The organism is Rhodococcus koreensis, assembly GCF_900105905.1.
GTDB lineage: Bacteria > Actinomycetota > Actinomycetes > Mycobacteriales > Mycobacteriaceae > Rhodococcus_F > Rhodococcus_F koreensis.
Genome location: NZ_FNSV01000005.1, coordinates 2,090,094 through 2,107,327 on the forward strand (window position 1 = coordinate 2,090,094; position 17,234 = coordinate 2,107,327).

Consider the following 17,234-nt stretch of genomic DNA (forward strand, 5'->3'; position numbering starts at 1 on the left):
ACCCCCATGGCCGCCGGACCGACAACCGCCGCCAGGGCTCTCCTGCCCGTCATGTGCTTCGTCGTGATGATTGTCGCCGTTCTGCAGACACTGGTGGTACCGATCGTCGGGACCATCGGCGCGCAACTCGACGTCGGCCCCACCGCCGTCGGCTGGCTCCTCACCGCGAACCTCCTCGCAGCCGCCACCGCGACACCCGTCCTCGGCCGCCTCGCCGACCTCCGCGGCAAACGACCCGTCCTGCTCGGGGTGCTCATGGTCGTGCTGCTCGGCTCCCTGATCGGTGCGGTGTCGACGTCCGTGGGGGTGCTGATCTTCGCCCGTGTGCTCCAGGGTGTGTCGTTCGCGCTGTTCCCCATCGGCATCGCGGTGCTGCGCGACGAACTTCCGGCCGAGAGGCTGACCGGGGCGATGGGGATCTTCTCCGGCACTCTCGGTTTCGGCGGATGTTTCGGCATCGTCCTCACCGGTGTGCTGGTCTCCGACGGCGCCGACTTCCACCGCGTCTTCTGGCTGTCCTCGGCCATCACCGCGGCGGGACTCGTCCTCGCCTGGATCGCCATCCCCCGCCGCCCCCGCGCAGGCACGGGTTCCATCGACTGGGTCGGCGCTGTCGGTCTCGCCGCCGGCCTGGTCCTCGTCCTGCTCCCGCTCGCCGAGGGCGGCACCTGGGGCTGGACGTCGCCCGTCACAATCGCCAGCGGAGTCGCCGGGATCCTGGTTCTGATCGGCTGGTTCCTCTTCGAACGCCGGATCACCGATCCACTCGTCGCGCCTCGGCTGCTGACCAACCCACCCGTTCTGGTCACCCATCTGTCCGCCCTGGTGGTGGGCATGTCGATGTTCGTGATGTTCCTGGGCAGCTCGTACTTCGTCCAGACGCCGCGCGCGGTCGCCGGGTACGGCTTCGGGGCCACCGTCCTCGAGGCCAGCACCGTATATCTGCTGCCGGGCGCGATCAGCGGCGTCCTCGCGTCGATCCTGAGCGGAAGACTGATCCACCGCTTCGGTTCCCGCGCCGTCCTGATCGCCGCGAGCGTCGTCGGGGTGAGCGGTTTCGTCGTGTTCGTCTTCGCCCACGACCGCACGTGGGAAGTCATTGCGGCGATCGTGCTGATCAACACGTACATCAGCCTCGCCTACGCGTCGCTGCCGTCGCTGCTCGTGGCCGAGGTCCGGCAGGACGAGACCGGCGTCGCGAACAGCATCAACTCGATCGCCCGGTCCGTGGGCAGCTCGGTCGCCAGCGCGCTGCTCGCGACCCTGCTCGCCGGGATCACCCTCCCCGGGACCGACGTCCCGACCGAATCGGCGTACGTGATCGCGTTCGTCGTCGGTGCGACCGCCGCCGCCCTCGCCGGACTGCTGCCGTTCTTCGGGATCACCCGCACCACCCGCACCCCGTCCGATGAGGAGGAGGACGAGGTGCACGCGACCGCCCTCGCGGCCGAGTGGGGCACGGTCGGCGGCCTCGGCGGGGCGAACACCCGCGGTTCGGGTGAGCGCCACGCCCCGGTCAGAGGGTGAGGTTCGCCCCCGAGTCCTGATCGAACAGGGCGATCTTCGCCCGGTCGAACCACAGTTCCACCGGCCTGCCGTGCGCCGCGGACGATTCGGTCGACAACCGGGCGACCAGCTGCCCGCCGCCCGCGACCGCGGTACCCGAGTCGGCGGCGAGTTCCTCGAGTTCCCGGGACGTCACCTGCGGACCCTCGGCCGTGAAATAGGCGTACTTGTCCGAACCCATCGACTCGAGCACCTCGACGTTGGCCGTGAACGTGGCACCGGCCGCCCGCTGTCCCTCGTCGACGAGCGCCACGTCCTCGAAGTGCTCGGGACGGATCCCGACGACGACGTCCTTCGCCGTGTTCGACGACCCGATCTTGTCGCGCGTCTCCGGGGGCAGCCCGAACTCGCCGAGCGGCGTCGACACCCCGTCGGCGGTGAGCTGCCCCGGGAAGAAGTTCATCGACGGCGAGCCGATGAACCCCGCGACGAACAGGTTGTTCGGGTGGTCGTACAGATCCTGCGGCGCCCCGATCTGCTGAACCACGCCGCCCCGCAGCACCACCACCCGATCGCCGAGGGTCATCGCCTCGGTCTGATCGTGCGTGACGTAGACCGTGGTGGTGCCGAGTCGCTGTTGCAGCCGGGCGATCTCGGTGCGCATCTGGACGCGGAGTTTGGCGTCGAGGTTCGACAGCGGCTCGTCCATCAGGAACGCCTTGGGGCTGCGGACGATCGCCCGGCCCATCGCGACCCGCTGCCGCTGGCCGCCGGACAGATTGGCGGGTTTGCGGTCGAGGTGCTGGGTGAGGTCGAGGATCTTGGCGGCGTCGTCCACCTTCGCCGCGATGTCCGACTTCGACATCTTCGCCAGGGTGAGCGGGAACGCGATGTTCTGCCGCACCGTCATGTGCGGGTACAGCGCGTACGACTGGAACACCATGGCGATGTCGCGGTCCTTCGGCGCCTTCTCGTTGACCCGCTCCCCCGCGATCCGCAGTTCGCCGGACGAGATGTCCTCCAGCCCGGCGATCATGTTGAGAGTGGTCGACTTTCCGCAACCGGACGGTCCGACCAGGATGATGAATTCGCCGTCGGCGATCGTGATGTCGACGTCGCTCACCGCCTTGGCGCCGTCCGGGTACAGCTTCGTCACCTTGTCGAGCACGATTTCGGCCACAAAATTATCCCTTCACTGCGCCGGAGGTCAGGCCGGCCACGATGCGTCGTTGGAAGAACAGCACGAAGATGATGATCGGGATCGTGATCACCATCGCGGCTGCGGCGATCGAGCCGGTCGGCTCCTCGAACTGGGAGGCGCCGGTGAAGTTCGCGATCGCGGCAGGCGCGGTGATGGAACGTTCCGTCGAGGTCAGCGAGATCGCGAACAGCAGGTCGTTCCAACAGAAGATGAAGACGAGGATCGCGGCGGTCACGATGCCCGGCGCCGCCAGTGGTGCCACCACCTTCCGGAATGCCTGCGCCGGGGTGGCGCCGTCCATCTTGGCCGCCTTCTCCAGCTCCCACGGGATCTCCTTGAAGAAGGCGGACAGCGTGTAGATGGCCAGCGGAAGCGCGAACGTGATGTACGGCAGGATCAGGCCCGCCCAGGTGTCGAACAGCCCGAGCCTGCGCTCGATGTCGAACAGCGGGCTCACGAGGGAGATCTGCGGGAACATCGCGATCAGCAGCGCCACCCCGACCAGCAGTTTCTTTCCCGGGAAGTCGAGGCGGGCAATGGCGTAGGCGGCCATGGTGCCGATGACGACGGCGATCACCGTGGAGATGAGACCGATGCCGATGGAGTTGATCAGCGCGCTGGTGAACGCGTTGGTCTCGAAGATGCCGCGGTAGTTGTCGAGGGTCCACTTCTGCGGAATGAACTTGCCGTCCTTGATCGTTCCCGCGGGTTTGAACGACAGGCTGGCGATCCACAGCACCGGGACCAGCGCGTACAACAGGACCAGCAGGTTGACCACGGACCAGCTGATCTTGCGGCGAGGAGTGTCGACGACGGCCATGGTTATCGGTTTCCTTCCGTGTCGGCCCCGGGAGCCGACGCGCCGAAGAGCTTGATGAACACGAACGCGAGCAGCGCGACGCACAGGAAGATGAGGACGCTGATCGCCGAGCCGATACCGAGGTTGAACGCCTTGAACAGGTTGTCGTAACCGAGGATCGACAGCGACCCGGTGTCGTTGGCGCCCTTGGTGAGAACGTAGATGTTGTCGAAGATCCGGAACGCGTCGAGCGTGCGGAACAGCAGCGCCACGAGGATCGCGGGTTTCATCAGAGGCAGGATGATCCGCACCAGCCGCGTCCACGCCCCGGCGCCGTCGACCTGCGCGGCCTTGAGGAGGTCGTCGGGAACGAGGGCGAGCCCGGCGAGCAGCAGCAGCGCCATGAACGGCGTCGTCTTCCACACCTCGGCGAGCACGATGATCGCGAGCGACGGGATCTGCTCGGTCAACGGGGCGCTGCCGTCGGGCAGCAGGTTCGCGAGATACCCGGTTCCCGGCGTCCACGCGTAGTACCAGCTGTACGCGGCGGCGACGGTGACGATGCCGTACGGAATCAGCACCACCGTCCGGACGAGGCCCTTCCCCACCAGCGTCCGGTGCATCACGAGCGCCAGGATCAGGCCCAGGACAAACTCGATCACCACCGACACGACGGTGATGCCCACCGTCACCCAGAACGCCTGCCACCAGTACCCGTCCGTCAGCACCGACACGTAGTTGGCGAGTCCGACGAACTTGCGTTCGTCGGGGAAACGGAGGTCGTAGCGCTGCAGGCTCAGCCACACCGCGTACACGACGGGATAGGCCGTCACCGCGATCATGAGGATCGCGGCGGGGGCCACCAACCACAACCCCAGCCGGCGTTCGGCCCGCTTCCCCTCCGAGATCTGGCCCTTGGAGGCGACTTTCGGCTCCTCGCCCCGGTCCGCCTGCACGGTTTCGGTCGTCACGGGATCAGCCCTTCCGAGTTGACCGCCTTGCGGACCTGTTCGGCGAGTTCGTCGACGGTCCGCGGCGGGTCGATGTCACCGACCGGATTCAACGTGGCGGTGATCAGGGTCGAAATGCTCTGGTACGCCGGAGACACCGGGCGGACGGACGCGGTGTCGAGGCTCTCCCGCACCTCACGCCACGCGGGGTACGCCTCCTGGAACGCCGGGTCGTCGTACAGGCTCGCCAGCGTCGGCGGCACACCGCCGTTGACGGCGTTGTTGCGCTGGTTCTCCTCGTTCCGCAGGCAGGACACCGCCTCGAACGCCAGGTCCGGGTGCTGGCTCGTCTTCGCGACCGCGACGTTGAATCCGCCGATCGTCACCTCGGCGGGCCGGCCGGGGATCACCGACGGGTACGGCGCAGGCAGGAAGTTCTGCTGACCGTCGACCGTGAGCACCGTGTTGCCGGTGTCCACGGACGTCGGGTTGCCCTTGTCGTCGATGAACGGGAGGTCGCCCTTCTCGGCGTTCTCGATCATGCCCGGCAACACGAACGGCCAATTGACCTCGAACGCGGCCTTTCCGCTCTCCATCCCGAGCCGGGACGACGCCTCGTCGCCCTGGGAAACCGACGGGTCGGCACCCTTCGCGGTGGCGACCCGCTTCATGACCTCGAGCGCCTTCAGGGCGGCGTCACCGTCCGCGACCGTCACGGTGGTCCCGTCGTCGGCGACGACGGACCCGCCCGCACTCGCGAGCAGGGTGTTGAACCACACCATCAGGCCCTCGTACTGCTTGCCCTGCACCCCGATCCAGCTGGGGCGGCCCTCCGCGGCGAGCCCCTCCGCGATGTCGATCATCTGATCCCACGTCTGCGGCGGCTGCCCGTCCGGCATGAGGTCCTTGCGGTACCAGAGCAACTGGGTGTTGGTGTTCAGCGGTGCGGCGTACAGCTGGTCCTGCCACTTGGCCGATTCGAGCGGGCCTTCGAGCGTGCCCTCGGTAACCTCGGCCGCGATGCCGGGTGGGAGCGGCAGCGCCCAGCCCGCCTCGGCGAACTCGGCGGTCCACACCACGTCGAGCGTCATGATGTCGAGTGACGTGTCGTTGCCGGTGAGCCGGCGGGCCAGCTGGAGGCGTTGATCGTCCGCGCCCTTCGGCAGCGTGCGTTGCTCGATGGTGTACCGGCCACCCGCTGCGGCCGTGCAGTTGGCCGCGGCCTCCGCGTACTGTTCGGCACCGTCGGCGGCGGTGTAGAAACTGAGGACGATGCCGTCTTCGGACGACCCGCACGCGGCCAGCAGGGGAACGGTGAGGACGGTGGCCGCACCGATCAGTCCCCACTTCAGCGAGCGTCCGGGCTTGGTGCGATGCAGCACAGCCGCCTCCTCGAGCGGCCCTCACGGATCCAGTCGCGGTACGGCTGGGCACGCGGGCCCGCACATTGGTTCCTGCCGGAACACGCGCTCCACCGACAGGTCACGGTTTCGGCGAGGGCCGGGGCCCACGCATTGCGCCGTAAACCTATCCGACATCACCGGCGAACCGGGTGAAATCACGGCGAACGTCGCGAATAGGACGCAATCCGTGACCCGACCGCAACCCGCCGATCGACGTGGTCTCGCCGATCAGAGCGCCAGCTTGGCCAGCATGTCCCTGGCCGTCTCCGCCGACTTCGGCTCGCACAGCACGTCGTACCGCCCGGCGACCAGCTGCATGGTCGACGCGAAATCCCGGGTGCCCCGCGTCGCCGCGTACGGGATCGTCGTGGAGATCAGCCCGAAGATGATGCCGCCGACGATGCCGACGACGAGCGGCGCCAGGAAACCGCCCGTGACGATGCCCAGCAGCAGACCGAAGAACACACCGAGCCACGCGCCCGAAACGATGCCCCCGCCAATCACTTTCGCCCAGGTGAGGCGGCCCAGCACCCGCTCCACCTGCATGAGGTTGACCCCCACGATGGTGACGTCCTCCACCGAGAACTCCTGATCGGAGAGGTAGTCGACGGCGCGCTGCGCCTCCGCGTAGGTGGGATACGAACCGATGGGCCAGCCCGTGGGGGGTTCCGGCAGAGCCCCACGCCGCGCCCCGTTGGACTGTCCGAGTGGATTCGTCATCGTCAGCTGGTCTCCTCGTGTGGTTACCGCAGGATCTGTCCTGTGAGAACCATTCTGCCTGCCGAGACTAGTTCGCGTCGGGTCGCACGAACTCGGTGGTCCGTTTCATACCCGCGGCGCGCCCCTTTGCGGAGATCACGAGCGCCATCTTGCGACTCGCCTCGTCGATCATCTCGTCGCCGAGCATCACGGCACCGCGACCGCCGCCCGCCGCGGACGTGTGGAACTCGTAGGCGTCCAGGATCAGTTCGGCCCGGTCGTAATCGTCCTGGCGGGGACTGAACACGTCGTTCGCCGCCTCGATCTGGGTGGGATGCAGCACCCACTTGCCGTCGAAGCCGAGCGCGGCCGTGCGCTGCGCCGACCGCCGGAACGCCTCCACGTCGCGGATCTGGAGGTAGGGGCCGTCGATGGCCTGGACCCCGTGCGCGCGGGCCGCCATCAGGATGGTCATCAGAATGTGGTGGTAGGCGTCGCCGCGGTCGTAGCCGTCCGGCTGCTCCCCGACGACCAGCGTGCGCATGTTGATGCTCGCCATGAAGTCGGCGGGACCGAACACCAGTGTCTGCACGCGCGGGCTCGCCGTCGCGATCGCGTTGATGTTGGTGAGCCCGATCGCGTTCTCGATCTGCGGTTCGATGCCGATCCGGCCCACCTCGAGCCCGTTGGCCTTCTCCACCTGGGTCAGCAGCAGGTCCAGGGCCTGAACATGGCTGGCGTCCGGCACTTTCGGCAGCAGGATCGCGTCGAGGTGGGCACCCGCCCGCCCCACGACCTCGACGACGTCGGCGTACGTCCACTCGGTGGTCCAGTCGTTGACCCGGACCACCTTGATCTGCTCACCCCACCCGTCCTCGGCGAGCGCGTCGCCGATGGTGCCGCGGGCTTCCTGCTTGGCGAGCGGTGCCACCGCGTCCTCGAGATCGAGGAAGATCTCGTCGGCGGGCAGCCCCTTCGCCTTGTCGATCATCTTGCGGCTGCTGCCCGGAACGGCGAGAACAGATCGCCGTGGCCTGTAGACGGAACTCATGACGGACGATCCTCCACTTTCGCAGGTGTTCGATTCCCTGTATCTCTGTACAACGATCTAGCCTGGCAATCATGGCAGCTGCGAACAAGGTTTTTGCAGCCAGGCTGGCCGGCCTGGTGGTACTCGGCCCCGACGGGGAGTCGATCGGCCGCGTCCGGGACGTGGTGATCACCGCCCGCGTCGGCAGGCAGCAGCCGCGCGTGCTCGGGCTGGTCATCGAATTGTTCACGCGCAAACGTATCTTCGTCCCGATGCTCCGCGTCACCGCGATCGAACCCAGCTCGGTGACCCTCACGACGGGCAACGTCAGTCTCCGCCGATTCCAGCAGCGGCCCGGCGAGGTCCTGGCCCTCGCTCAGGTTGCGGATTCCCACGTGCGCGTGGACGACCCGGAACTCGAGGAACTGAGGGACGCCGACATCATCGTCGTCGACCTGGGTATCGAGCAGACCCGCACCCGGGACTGGGTGGTGTCGAAGGTGGCGGTGCGCGGGCACCGCGGCAGGCTCGGCCGTCGGGCCGCCATGCACGTCGTCGGGTGGCAGCACGTCCAGGGCCTCACGCAGACCGACCTGGCGATGCCCGGCCAGGGCGTCTCGGCCCTGCTCACGCAGTTCGAGGGGATGCGCGCCGCCGACGTCGCGAACGCGATGCGCCTCCTGCCGGAGAAGCGCCGCCACGAACTCGCCCTCGCACTCGACGACGAGCGCCTCGCCGACGTCGTCCAGGAACTGCCCGCCGACGACCAGACGGATCTGCTCATGCACCTCGAGGTGGAACGGGCCGCCGACGTCCTCGAGGCCATGGACCCCGACGACGCCGCCGACCTCCTCGGTGAGCTTCCCGAAACCGAGGCCGAATCGCTGCTGCAGCTGATGGATCCGCAGGACTCCGAGCCGGTCCGCCGCCTGCTCGAGCACTCGCCCGACACCGCGGGCGGACTGATGACTCCCGAGCCGGTGGTCCTCACCGCGTCGACGACGGTCGCCGAGGCACTGGCCCGGGCCCGGATCTCGGACGTCACCCCCGCCCTCGCGAGCATGGTGTTCGTCGTCCGCCCACCGACCGCGACACCGACCGGCCGCTACCTGGGATGCGTCCACCTGCAGAAACTGCTGCGCGAGCCGCCCGCGAGCCTGGTCGGCGGACTACTCGACACCGACATGCCGCGGCTGGCACCCGAGGACTCCCTGACGTCGGTGACGCGCTACTTCGCGACGTACAACCTGGTGTGCGGGCCCGTCGTCGACGACGAGGACCATCTGATCGGCGCGGTCACCGTCGACGACGTCCTGGACCACCTCCTCCCCGAGGACTGGCGTGAAGAGGAGATCGACGGATGAGCGAGAAGTCGCCCAGCGCAGCCGCCCGGAGCCTGTCCGACCGGCAGCGACTCGACACCCCGCGCGGCACCCGCCGCTTCCGGGTCACGTATGACGTGGAGGCCGTCGGCCGGGCCAGCGAGAACTTCGCCCGGTTCCTCGGCACGGGCCGCTACCTGATGATCCAGACGGTGATCGTGATCGTCTGGATCATCATCAACGTCTTCGCCGTCCGCCTGCAGTGGGATCCCTACCCGTTCATCCTCCTCAACCTGGCATTCTCCACCCAGGCCGCCTACGCGGCGCCGCTCATCCTGCTGGCACAGAACCGCCAGGAGAACCGCGACCGCGTCTCCCTCGAGGAGGACCGCTCCCGCGCCGAGCAGACGAAAGCGGACACCGAATTCCTCGCCCGGGAACTGGCCGCGCTGCGCATCGCGATCGGCGAGGTGGCCACCCGCGATTACCTGCGGCGCGAACTCGACGAGATCAGGACGCTGCTGGCCGACGAGGAAGACACGCGCACCCGGCGGAAGTGACGCCGGCGAATCCCCCCAAACTCCGGCACGGCCAATCACGGATATGTAACGTCAGTCACATCTTCTCGGATGTATGCGGTGTGCACAGACGAAGAGCACCGCAGGGGGTGATCGAGTGCGGATACGTGGACTGTTGACGGTGACTGCCCTGACCGTGGGCGCAGTTGCCACCCTCGGGTCCTCGACCGGCGGTTCCGCGATCAGCGGCGCATCCGTGAGCGCCACCGCCTACTCGTCCACCGGTGCGGCGACCGCCCTCGCAGCGTCGTCGGTCACGCCGGGAAGCACTCCACCCGCCTCGTACCTCCCGCCCGCGGGAATCGTGGCTCCCACAGCGCGGGTCGCGCGATCGCAGCGGGCCGCGCCCCCGCCGCCCGCCCCGGCACCCGCCGTGACAAATCCCACATCTCCCCTATCTTCTACGTCGCCGTCCGGCACCGGTCTCATCGCCGCACCGGTGATTTTGAGCGCTCTGGGCATCCCCGAGATCGTGCTCAACGCGTACCGGTCCGCGGAACTCGAGATGATGGCGGAGTCCCCCAAGTGCGGTCTGCCGTGGCATCTGCTGGCCGGCATCGGCCGCATCGAATCGGGGCACGCCGGCGGCGGCCGGACCGACTCGGTGGGCACCACGATCACCCCGATCCTGGGTCCGGTTCTCGACGGCAGGCTGGCGGGCAACGAGATCATCCGTGACACCGACCGCGGCGCCACGGACGGCGACCCCGCGCACGATCGCGCCGTCGGACCGATGCAGTTCATTCCGTCCACGTGGGCCAAGTACGCGTCGGACGGCAACGCCGACGGCGTGGCCGATCCCAACAACGTGTTCGACGCGACGCTGGCGGCGGCCCGGTACCTCTGCTCGGGCGGTCTCGACCTCCGCGATCCGCTCCAGGAGACCCGCGCGGTCCTGCGCTACAACAACTCGGCCGCATACGCCGCCAACGTCATCACCTGGTCGAACGCGTACAGGAACGGGGGAACTCCGACGCCGGGCCAGCTGGCGGAGTCGGCCTCGCCGTCGCCCGGACGGGTCGCCGACGCTGCCGCTGCCGCATCGGACCTCCCCCGCGATCTCGCGACCACCCCGCAGCCGTCGACGGGCGGTGCCGCTGCCCCCACGACGCCCGCTCCGGCACCGCCGATTCCCGGGCTCCCGCCGCTGCCACAACTGCCTTGTCTGTTCTTCTGCCCGCCCGCCGATCCGTCGGCTCCCGCGGCCGCCGTGCCCGACCCGGGCGCCCCCGCTCCGGTCGCGCCCCCGGCCACCGCTCCGGCTGTCACCGCTCCCCGGTAATCACCCCGCGTCCGCCGCGCGCCCTGCCATCTCGCAGGGCGCGCGGTGACGCGTGTGGGTCGCCGGGTTCGTGTGCTGTCGACCCGCTCACTCTTCATCGGCCGACCACGCTGCGTCCTGGCGTGACCTTGCCGTGTTCGTTACCCTCGCTCACGTGCGCTCCGAGTAACGGAACCCTCCGATACAAGTCCGTTTGATCACGGTTGAATAACGGAAAGATATCGAATCAGGTAGCCTCGATCCGGTCAGTTGAACGGAACACCCCAAGACGGGGGTCGCAGGAGGCAATCGAGTGGGTCGGCACAACAAGAAGACGGATTCCCATATCCGCCGCAATTCGGTCATCGCGCTTACCGGACTCGTCCCCATCGGACTGATCACCGCAGCCAACACGGCCGGCGCCGCACCCAAGGTCCCGTTCCTGTCCACGAGTTCCTCGTCGGAGGTCGCCGACGTCGCCCAGGAGGCGACCGACACCGCACCCGAGGCCGCAGAAGCCGTCACCCCCGTCGCGGAGACCGCCGCCGAGTCCGCACCCGCGGTCGAGGCAGCGTCCGCGCCGCCGGCACTCGCACCCGTCCAGGCCACGCCGCCGCTCCCGACGAGCATCGCGCAGGGCGCACTCGGCATCCCCGCCGTCAACGTCGCGGCCTACCAGAACGCCGAACGCATTCTCGCGGTCGAGCAGCCGGGTTGCGGCATGTACTGGACGCTCATCGCCGGGATCGGCCGCGTCGAGTCCACCCACGCCTACGACGGCAAGACCGACGACAAGGGCAACATGCTCAACCCCGTCCTCGGCCCGGTCCTCGACGGCAGCCTCGGCGGCAACGCCGTCATCCGCGACACCGACGGCGGCAAGCTGGACGGCGACACCAACTACGACCGCGCCGTCGGCCCCACCCAGTTCCTGCCCGAGACCTGGAACCGCTACGCGGGCGACGGCAACGGCGACGGCGTCGCCGACCCGCAGAACGTCTTCGACTCCGCACTGACCACCGGAAAGTACCTGTGCGACGGCGGATTGAACGTCAAGGATCCGATTCAGGCGGCGAAGGCCGTGCACCGGTACAACAACTCCGCCGCCTACGTGGCCAACGTGCTCGCATGGTCCGCCGGCTACTCCAGCGGGATCATCCCGGCGGCTGCGGACCTGCCGCGCATCCACTGAGCGCACATCCTTACCATTGAGTCATGCCAGTCCTGAGCGAGTCCGCTGTACGTAGCGCCCTGGCGCGCGTCCAGGATCCCGAGATCCGGAAACCGATCACCGAACTCGGGATGGTCAAGAGCATCGACATCGCGGCCGATGACAGCGTCGACATCGCGATCTACCTGACCACCGCGGGCTGCCCGATGCGGACCGAGATCAGCGACCGTGTCACCAAGGCCGTGGCGGACGTCCCCGGCGTCGGTGCGATCCGCGTCGAACTCGACGTGATGAGCGACGAGCAGCGCACCGAACTCCGCAAGTCGTTGCGCGGAGACTCGGCCGAGCCCGTCATCCCGTTCGCCCAGCCCGGTTCCCTCACCCGCGTCTACGCGGTCGCGTCCGGCAAGGGCGGCGTCGGCAAGTCCAGTGTCACCGTCAACCTGGCCGCCGCACTGGCCGCCCGCGGACTGTCGGTGGGTGTGCTCGACGCCGACATCTACGGACATTCCGTTCCCCGCATGCTCGGCACCGACGCCAAGCCCACGCAGGTCGAACGCATGATCATGCCGCCCGTCGCGCACGACGTGAAGATGATCTCCATCGCCCAGTTCACTCAGGGCAACACCCCGGTCGTGTGGCGTGGACCGATGCTGCACCGCGCGCTGCAGCAATTCCTCGCCGACGTCTTCTGGGGCGATCTCGACGTTCTGCTGCTCGATCTGCCGCCGGGAACCGGCGACGTCGCCATCTCCGTCGCGCAACTGATCCCCGGCGCGGAGATCCTCGTCGTCACCACCCCGCAGCAGGCCGCTGCCGAGGTGGCCGAGCGCGCCGGTGCCATCGCCCTGCAGACCCGTCAGCGCATCGTCGGCGTCGTCGAGAACATGTCGTGGATGGATATGCCCGACGGCAGCCGGATGGACATCTTCGGTTCCGGCGGCGGTCAGGCCGTCGCCGACCGCCTCACGAAGGCGGTGGGCGCGAAGGTGCCGCTGCTCGGACAGATCCCGCTCGAGCAGGCTGTCCGGGAGGGCGGCGACGGCGGCGTCCCCATCGTCCTCGGCCAGCCGGATTCGCCGGCCGCGACGGCACTCCGCGACATCGCGGACAAGTTGGCCGTCCGCAAGCGCGGGCTCGCCGGAATGTCGCTGGGGATCGACACCACCCGGCACCTCTAGGCACTCCGTGCTCGTGCGCCTTTCCGGTTGCTCCAGCGACCACAAAGGCGCACGAGCCCGAGGGGCCTACGTGGCGTCGAGGTCGATCGGGGGGCGCTCGCCCGCCACGAGCGGCTTGTTCTGCGGAGCAGTGGGCGTCGACGGATCGGCGCTGACGGCCTTCGTTCCCGGATTCGACTTGTCGAACGACACCGAACTCGGCTTGTCGAAGTTTCCGGTGAGAATCGAATCGTCACCGTCGAGAAGGTGTTTGGTGATGACCGCACGCGGCGTCATTCCGCGGAGCTGATTGAGATCCGCCAGCGGTTTGCGGAGATCTTCGAACTCCGGGCCGAGTTCGTCCTTGAGTTGCTGGCTGGCGCCGCTCGCATACTCACGGACCTGCCTCAATGACTTCGTAACCCAGCTGATCGCACCCGGAAGCCGCTCGGGTCCCAAGATGACCAGAGCCGCGACGAGGAGGACCATGAACTCGCCCCAACCAATGTTGCCGAACACGTGGTCAGCCTACTGTGCGGTGTGGGTGCATGCCCAGGTGGCGGAGCGATTTCACAGCAACCTCTCGAGTCAGTCGGAGGCCGGGGTCACGTCGACATCGACGAGCCGGCCCTCGCGAATCAGCTGAACCCGGACGGGCTCGCCGATTTTCTGCAGGTTGACGGCGACGACCAACTCGTCGGCGCTCGTGACCGTGCGGTCGCCGACCTTGACGATGACGTCGTTCTCGACGATGCCCGCCCGCGCGGCCGGGCTGTCCGAGCGGACGTTGGCCACCTGAGCTCCGCTGGTGTTGTCGTTGACGACGGTGCGGGCGTTGACGCCGATGTCCGGGTGATGCATCTGCCCGTCCCGGATGAGGGTCTGAGCGACCGTGGTGACGTCGTCGATGGGAATCGCGAAGCCGAGACCCACCGAGCCACCGGATTCGCTGAGCATGGCGGTGTTGATGCCGATCACCCGGCCGGTGTCGTCGACGAGCGCGCCGCCCGAGTTGCCGTGGTTGATGGCGGCGTCCGTCTGGACGGCGTCGATGACGGCATTCGTGTCGGAGCCCTCGCCGGACAGTCGCATCGGGCGGTGCAGGGCACTGACGATGCCTCGGGTGACGGTCTTGCTGAGTCCGAGGGGCGAACCGACGGCGACGACGTCCTCACCGACCTGCACGTCCCCGGACCTGCCGAGTTCTGCGACCGTCAGATTGTCGGCGGAGACCTTGAGCACGGCCAGGTCGGTCTTGATGTCGCGACCGACGATCTGGGCGTCGGCCTTGGTTCCGTCGGAGAAGATCACCTGGATCTTGCCGCCGTCGGGGGCGGTGGCGGCGGCGGAGATGACGTGATTGTTGGTGACGATGTAACCGGCGCCGTCGATGACGACACCCGAACCGGTACTGCCCTGGTCACCGACCGCCACCTGGATGGACACGACGGAGGGCAGGACGGCGTCCGCGACCTGCGCGACGGGCGACTGGCCGAGGTCCTCGTCGCCGCCCTGGACGAGGGTGACGCTGTCACTGGTCAGCGAGCTGCGATCGGCGGTGATCACTGCGGCGAGCAGGCCACCGACCAGACCGATCGCGAGCGCGATTCCGCCCAGCGCGGCGAGCGCTTTCGGCGCCACCTTGCCGCCGAACAGGACCTCTCGGGCGCTGAGAGCGGGGGCGGGCGGTCGCGAGTGTTCCGTGGCGTGCAACGCCGGGGAGCCGAGTTCGACACCCGCTGCGGGGTCGCGCCACGGGTCCGCAGGCGGGGCCTCGATTGCCGGGGCGGCGGCCTTGCGGTGGGGATCGCGTTGAATGGTGTCGACCTCGCCGTCCGGGCGGCCGAACGCCTCCGCCAGCACGGGGTCGGGTGCACCGACCTTCATCGAGGGTTCGCTCTCACGCCGGGTATCCGACGGAGCGAAGGAACCGGTGACGCCACCCGGTCGGCCGAATGCGCGGCTGGACGCCGCATCGATCCGCGGCCGGTAGACGGGCCTCGGATCGAGCCGTGGGGCGTCCGCCGGACGCAGCGTGCCCGACTCGTCCGCCACGGGACCGTCGGGCACCGTCGCGTCGGAACCCGGAGTCTTGTAATCCGCCGTCACGCTGTCGTGTCCCCCTCGTGTGCGTCAGTCACGCGCCCCAGTATCACCGATGCCCCGCCGGGCGCGGACACCGCCGTCGTCGGTCCGGCTGCGCTCAACGGCGCCAACGCCGGGACCAGATCCGGCTGGTGATCGAGTACTCGCTCGTGACCGGCGAATCCGGGGTGTGGGAGTCGAACGGGGACTTGTCGGAGGGCTCGCCCTGGTTGCAGCTGGGGATCTGACTCAGCAGACCCAGCAGACCCGAGGGCATCGCGACGTCACCGCTGCGACGCAGAGCACGCCGCGCCTGCTGCTGGGAGTCGACCTCGAACGCACACTCGGCGCAGATCGACAGGTGGTGGGCGGCGCGCAGATAAGCGGACATGCGGAGTTCACCGTCGACGAAGGCGGCGATCGCCTCACTCGCCAAGTGTTCGGTGGAGCCAAACTGGCGAGGTACACGCCCCTGCGTCATTCGTCCCTCCTGGTAACTACCCGACGCCGATCTGATCGGAGTCAACCTTTCCGTTCACAGCCAGATGCTCACGCAGAGCCTGCCTGCCGCGGTGGATGCGGCTACGCACGGTTCCGAGCTTCACACCCAGTGTGGCACCGATCTCCTCGTAGGACAGTCCTTCGATGTCACACAGCACGACCGCGGCGCGGAACTCCGGGGCCAGCGAATCGAGCGCTGCCTGCAGATCGGCGTCCAGGCGGGCGTCGTGGTAAATCTCCTCGGGGTTCGGCCCGTCGGCCGGGACCCGATCGTAGTCCTCGGGGAGCGCTTCCATGCGGATGCGGTTCCGGCGGCGGACCATGTCGAGGAAGAGGTTGGTGGTGATGCGGTGCAACCAGCCCTCGAACGTGCCGGGCTGGTAGTCGGACAGGGATCGGAACACCCGGATGAATGTGTCCTGGGTGAGATCCTCGGCGTCCTGCGCGTCGCCCGACAGCCGGTAGGCCAGCCGGTAGACTCGGTCGCCGTGCTCGCGGACGAGTTCGTCCCACGACGGCATGGCGGATTTCTCGCCTGTGGCATCGAACACAGCGGTGCCCGTCAGCTCGGCGTCCGACAGCTGCTCGTCGGTGTTTCTCTCGTCTGGAGCCATCGTGTGGTTGCTCATCGAGTTAAGTGGATCCTCCTACTCAGGACCGCAGATCACTGGACGTGGTATAGGCGTCAACTCCCGGGAGCCGGGATTTGTTCCCGGGCTCTCGGACTTTTCCTCCGTCGTCGTGATCTCCCCGCCGGGCGGTCTTCGGATCTGGCGTTGGGCTTACTCTTTCCCACCCCGATATGTGTGCGGTGTGAGCAAGCTGAGGTATTCCTGAGAATCGCGCCGCGCCGGGTCACGGCATTGTTGTCGAGCGCGCCTCGCAGCGGCGATGACGAGACCCCGATAACCTCATGTGCGTGCAGACAAACGCCGAACGGATACTCACCCACGCAGAAGGGGCTGTCCGTGAAGACGAGGCCCTCGGTGCGGCCAGGGAGCGGGCGGACGACCTCGGTGCCGAACCGGTACCTCCCGCGGTCGGTGCTGCGCTCGCCCTGTTTGCCCGCATGCTGGACGCCAAGACTGTCGTCGAGGTCGGCACCGGCGCGGGTGTGAGCAGCCTGTGGCTGCTCCGGGGCATGCGCGAGGACGGCGTCCTCACCACCATCGACAGTGAACCCGAGCACCAGCGGGCCGCCAAGCTGTCGTTCCGGACCAACGACATCGCACCCGCCCGGACGAGGCTGATCAACGGCCGGGCACTCGACGTCCTGCCGCGACTCGCCGACGGGGCGTACGACCTGGTGTTCGTCGACAGTGCACCGGTCGACCACCCGCACTACGTCCGCGAAGGAGTTCGGCTGCTGCGCCCGGGCGGCGCGATCGTGCTGCACAACGCGCTGCACGGGGGCCGGGTCGTCGACCCGAGCCAGCGGGACGCCGCGACCGTCGCCGTCCGCGAGGCCGCCAAGGCGCTTGCCGAGGACGACAAGCTGATCCGGGTGTTGCTGCCGATCGGCGACGGCCTGCTCTGCGCGTCCAAGCTCTGAGCGGCGTCCCCGGCTC

17 protein-coding genes are annotated in these 17,234 nt (G+C 68.2%); 7 read left to right on the forward strand and 10 right to left on the reverse strand.

Annotated features, from left to right (window positions below; all coding sequences use genetic code 11):
- The first annotated feature begins 6 nt into the window (after positions 1-6).
- On the forward strand, positions 7-1,527 hold the full coding sequence (locus tag BLV94_RS14430; protein ID WP_095860989.1) for an MFS transporter: 1,521 nt from the start codon (positions 7-9) through the stop codon (positions 1,525-1,527).
- Here BLV94_RS14430 and BLV94_RS14435 read toward each other — a convergent pair.
- The 6 genes from BLV94_RS14435 to BLV94_RS14460 form a co-directional block, all read right to left on the reverse strand.
- Positions 1,517-2,686 carry an ABC transporter ATP-binding protein gene (locus BLV94_RS14435; protein WP_072949595.1) on the reverse strand — a complete coding sequence of 390 codons (1,170 nt, stop codon included), beginning with the start codon at positions 2,684-2,686 and terminating at the stop codon, positions 1,517-1,519. The genes BLV94_RS14430 and BLV94_RS14435 overlap by 11 nt on opposite strands.
- Positions 2,687-2,690: 4 nt before the next feature.
- A complete protein-coding gene (locus BLV94_RS14440) occupies positions 2,691-3,527 on the reverse strand; it encodes a carbohydrate ABC transporter permease (RefSeq protein WP_072949597.1) in 837 nt (278 codons plus the stop codon).
- 2 nt (positions 3,528-3,529) lie between these two features.
- Entirely contained in the window at positions 3,530-4,477 is a 948-nt protein-coding gene (locus tag BLV94_RS14445) for a carbohydrate ABC transporter permease (RefSeq protein ID WP_072949600.1), read from the reverse strand.
- Positions 4,474-5,838 carry an ABC transporter substrate-binding protein gene (locus tag BLV94_RS14450; RefSeq protein WP_174705577.1) on the reverse strand — a complete coding sequence of 455 codons (1,365 nt, stop codon included), beginning with the start codon at positions 5,836-5,838 and terminating at the stop codon, positions 4,474-4,476. Before BLV94_RS14450 ends, BLV94_RS14445 begins: the two co-directional genes overlap by 4 nt.
- A gap of 249 nt (positions 5,839-6,087) precedes the next feature.
- A complete protein-coding gene (locus BLV94_RS14455; RefSeq protein WP_015889781.1) occupies positions 6,088-6,579 on the reverse strand; it encodes a general stress protein in 492 nt (163 codons plus the stop codon).
- A 67-nt stretch (positions 6,580-6,646) separates the two neighbouring features.
- A complete protein-coding gene (locus BLV94_RS14460) occupies positions 6,647-7,609 on the reverse strand; it encodes an HpcH/HpaI aldolase/citrate lyase family protein (RefSeq protein ID WP_072949602.1) in 963 nt (320 codons plus the stop codon).
- Between the two features lie 71 nt (positions 7,610-7,680).
- Between BLV94_RS14460 and BLV94_RS14465 the strand changes: the two genes are divergently transcribed.
- The 5 genes from BLV94_RS14465 to BLV94_RS14485 all read left to right on the forward strand — a co-directional run bounded on the left by BLV94_RS14465 (position 7,681) and on the right by BLV94_RS14485 (position 13,101).
- The gene (locus tag BLV94_RS14465) at positions 7,681-8,952 is read left to right on the forward strand and encodes a magnesium transporter MgtE N-terminal domain-containing protein (RefSeq protein WP_072949604.1); all 1,272 of its coding nucleotides are present in this window, start codon (positions 7,681-7,683) and stop codon (positions 8,950-8,952) included.
- The gene (locus BLV94_RS14470) at positions 8,949-9,470 is read left to right on the forward strand and encodes a DUF1003 domain-containing protein (RefSeq protein WP_072949607.1); all 522 of its coding nucleotides are present in this window, start codon (positions 8,949-8,951) and stop codon (positions 9,468-9,470) included. The genes BLV94_RS14465 and BLV94_RS14470 overlap by 4 nt, the downstream gene beginning before the upstream one ends.
- 115 nt (positions 9,471-9,585) lie before the next feature.
- Complete coding sequence (locus BLV94_RS14475; RefSeq protein WP_072949609.1) at positions 9,586-10,770, forward strand: lytic transglycosylase domain-containing protein; 1,185 nt, start codon at positions 9,586-9,588, stop codon at positions 10,768-10,770.
- A 292-nt stretch (positions 10,771-11,062) separates the two neighbouring features.
- Positions 11,063-11,941 (forward strand): lytic transglycosylase domain-containing protein, encoded by an 879-nt coding sequence (locus BLV94_RS14480; protein WP_072949611.1) that lies wholly within the window; start codon positions 11,063-11,065, stop codon positions 11,939-11,941.
- Between the two features lie 23 nt (positions 11,942-11,964).
- The gene (locus BLV94_RS14485; RefSeq protein ID WP_072949613.1) at positions 11,965-13,101 is read left to right on the forward strand and encodes an Mrp/NBP35 family ATP-binding protein; all 1,137 of its coding nucleotides are present in this window, start codon (positions 11,965-11,967) and stop codon (positions 13,099-13,101) included.
- Between the two features lie 66 nt (positions 13,102-13,167).
- Here BLV94_RS14485 and tatB read toward each other — a convergent pair whose 3' ends face one another.
- The 4 genes from tatB to sigE form a co-directional block, all read right to left on the reverse strand.
- Positions 13,168-13,599: a Sec-independent protein translocase protein TatB gene (gene tatB, locus BLV94_RS14490; RefSeq protein WP_072949615.1), complete on the reverse strand. Its 432-nt coding sequence runs from the start codon at positions 13,597-13,599 to the stop codon at positions 13,168-13,170.
- 69 nt (positions 13,600-13,668) lie between these two features.
- Positions 13,669-15,189, reverse strand: coding sequence for a S1C family serine protease (locus BLV94_RS14495; protein WP_072949617.1), 1,521 nt, complete (start codon positions 15,187-15,189; stop codon positions 13,669-13,671).
- A 94-nt stretch (positions 15,190-15,283) separates the two neighbouring features.
- The gene (locus BLV94_RS14500) at positions 15,284-15,646 is read right to left on the reverse strand and encodes an RNA polymerase subunit sigma-70 (protein WP_072949620.1); all 363 of its coding nucleotides are present in this window, start codon (positions 15,644-15,646) and stop codon (positions 15,284-15,286) included.
- 16 nt (positions 15,647-15,662) lie between these two features.
- Positions 15,663-16,295, reverse strand: coding sequence for an RNA polymerase sigma factor SigE (sigE, locus tag BLV94_RS14505; RefSeq protein WP_005239257.1), 633 nt, complete (start codon positions 16,293-16,295; stop codon positions 15,663-15,665).
- Positions 16,296-16,579: 284 nt separating this feature from the next.
- On the opposite strand from sigE, the gene BLV94_RS14510 reads away from it, so the two are divergent.
- The gene (locus BLV94_RS14510) at positions 16,580-17,218 is read left to right on the forward strand and encodes an O-methyltransferase (protein WP_072949622.1); all 639 of its coding nucleotides are present in this window, start codon (positions 16,580-16,582) and stop codon (positions 17,216-17,218) included.
- Positions 17,219-17,234: the final 16 nt, after the last annotated feature.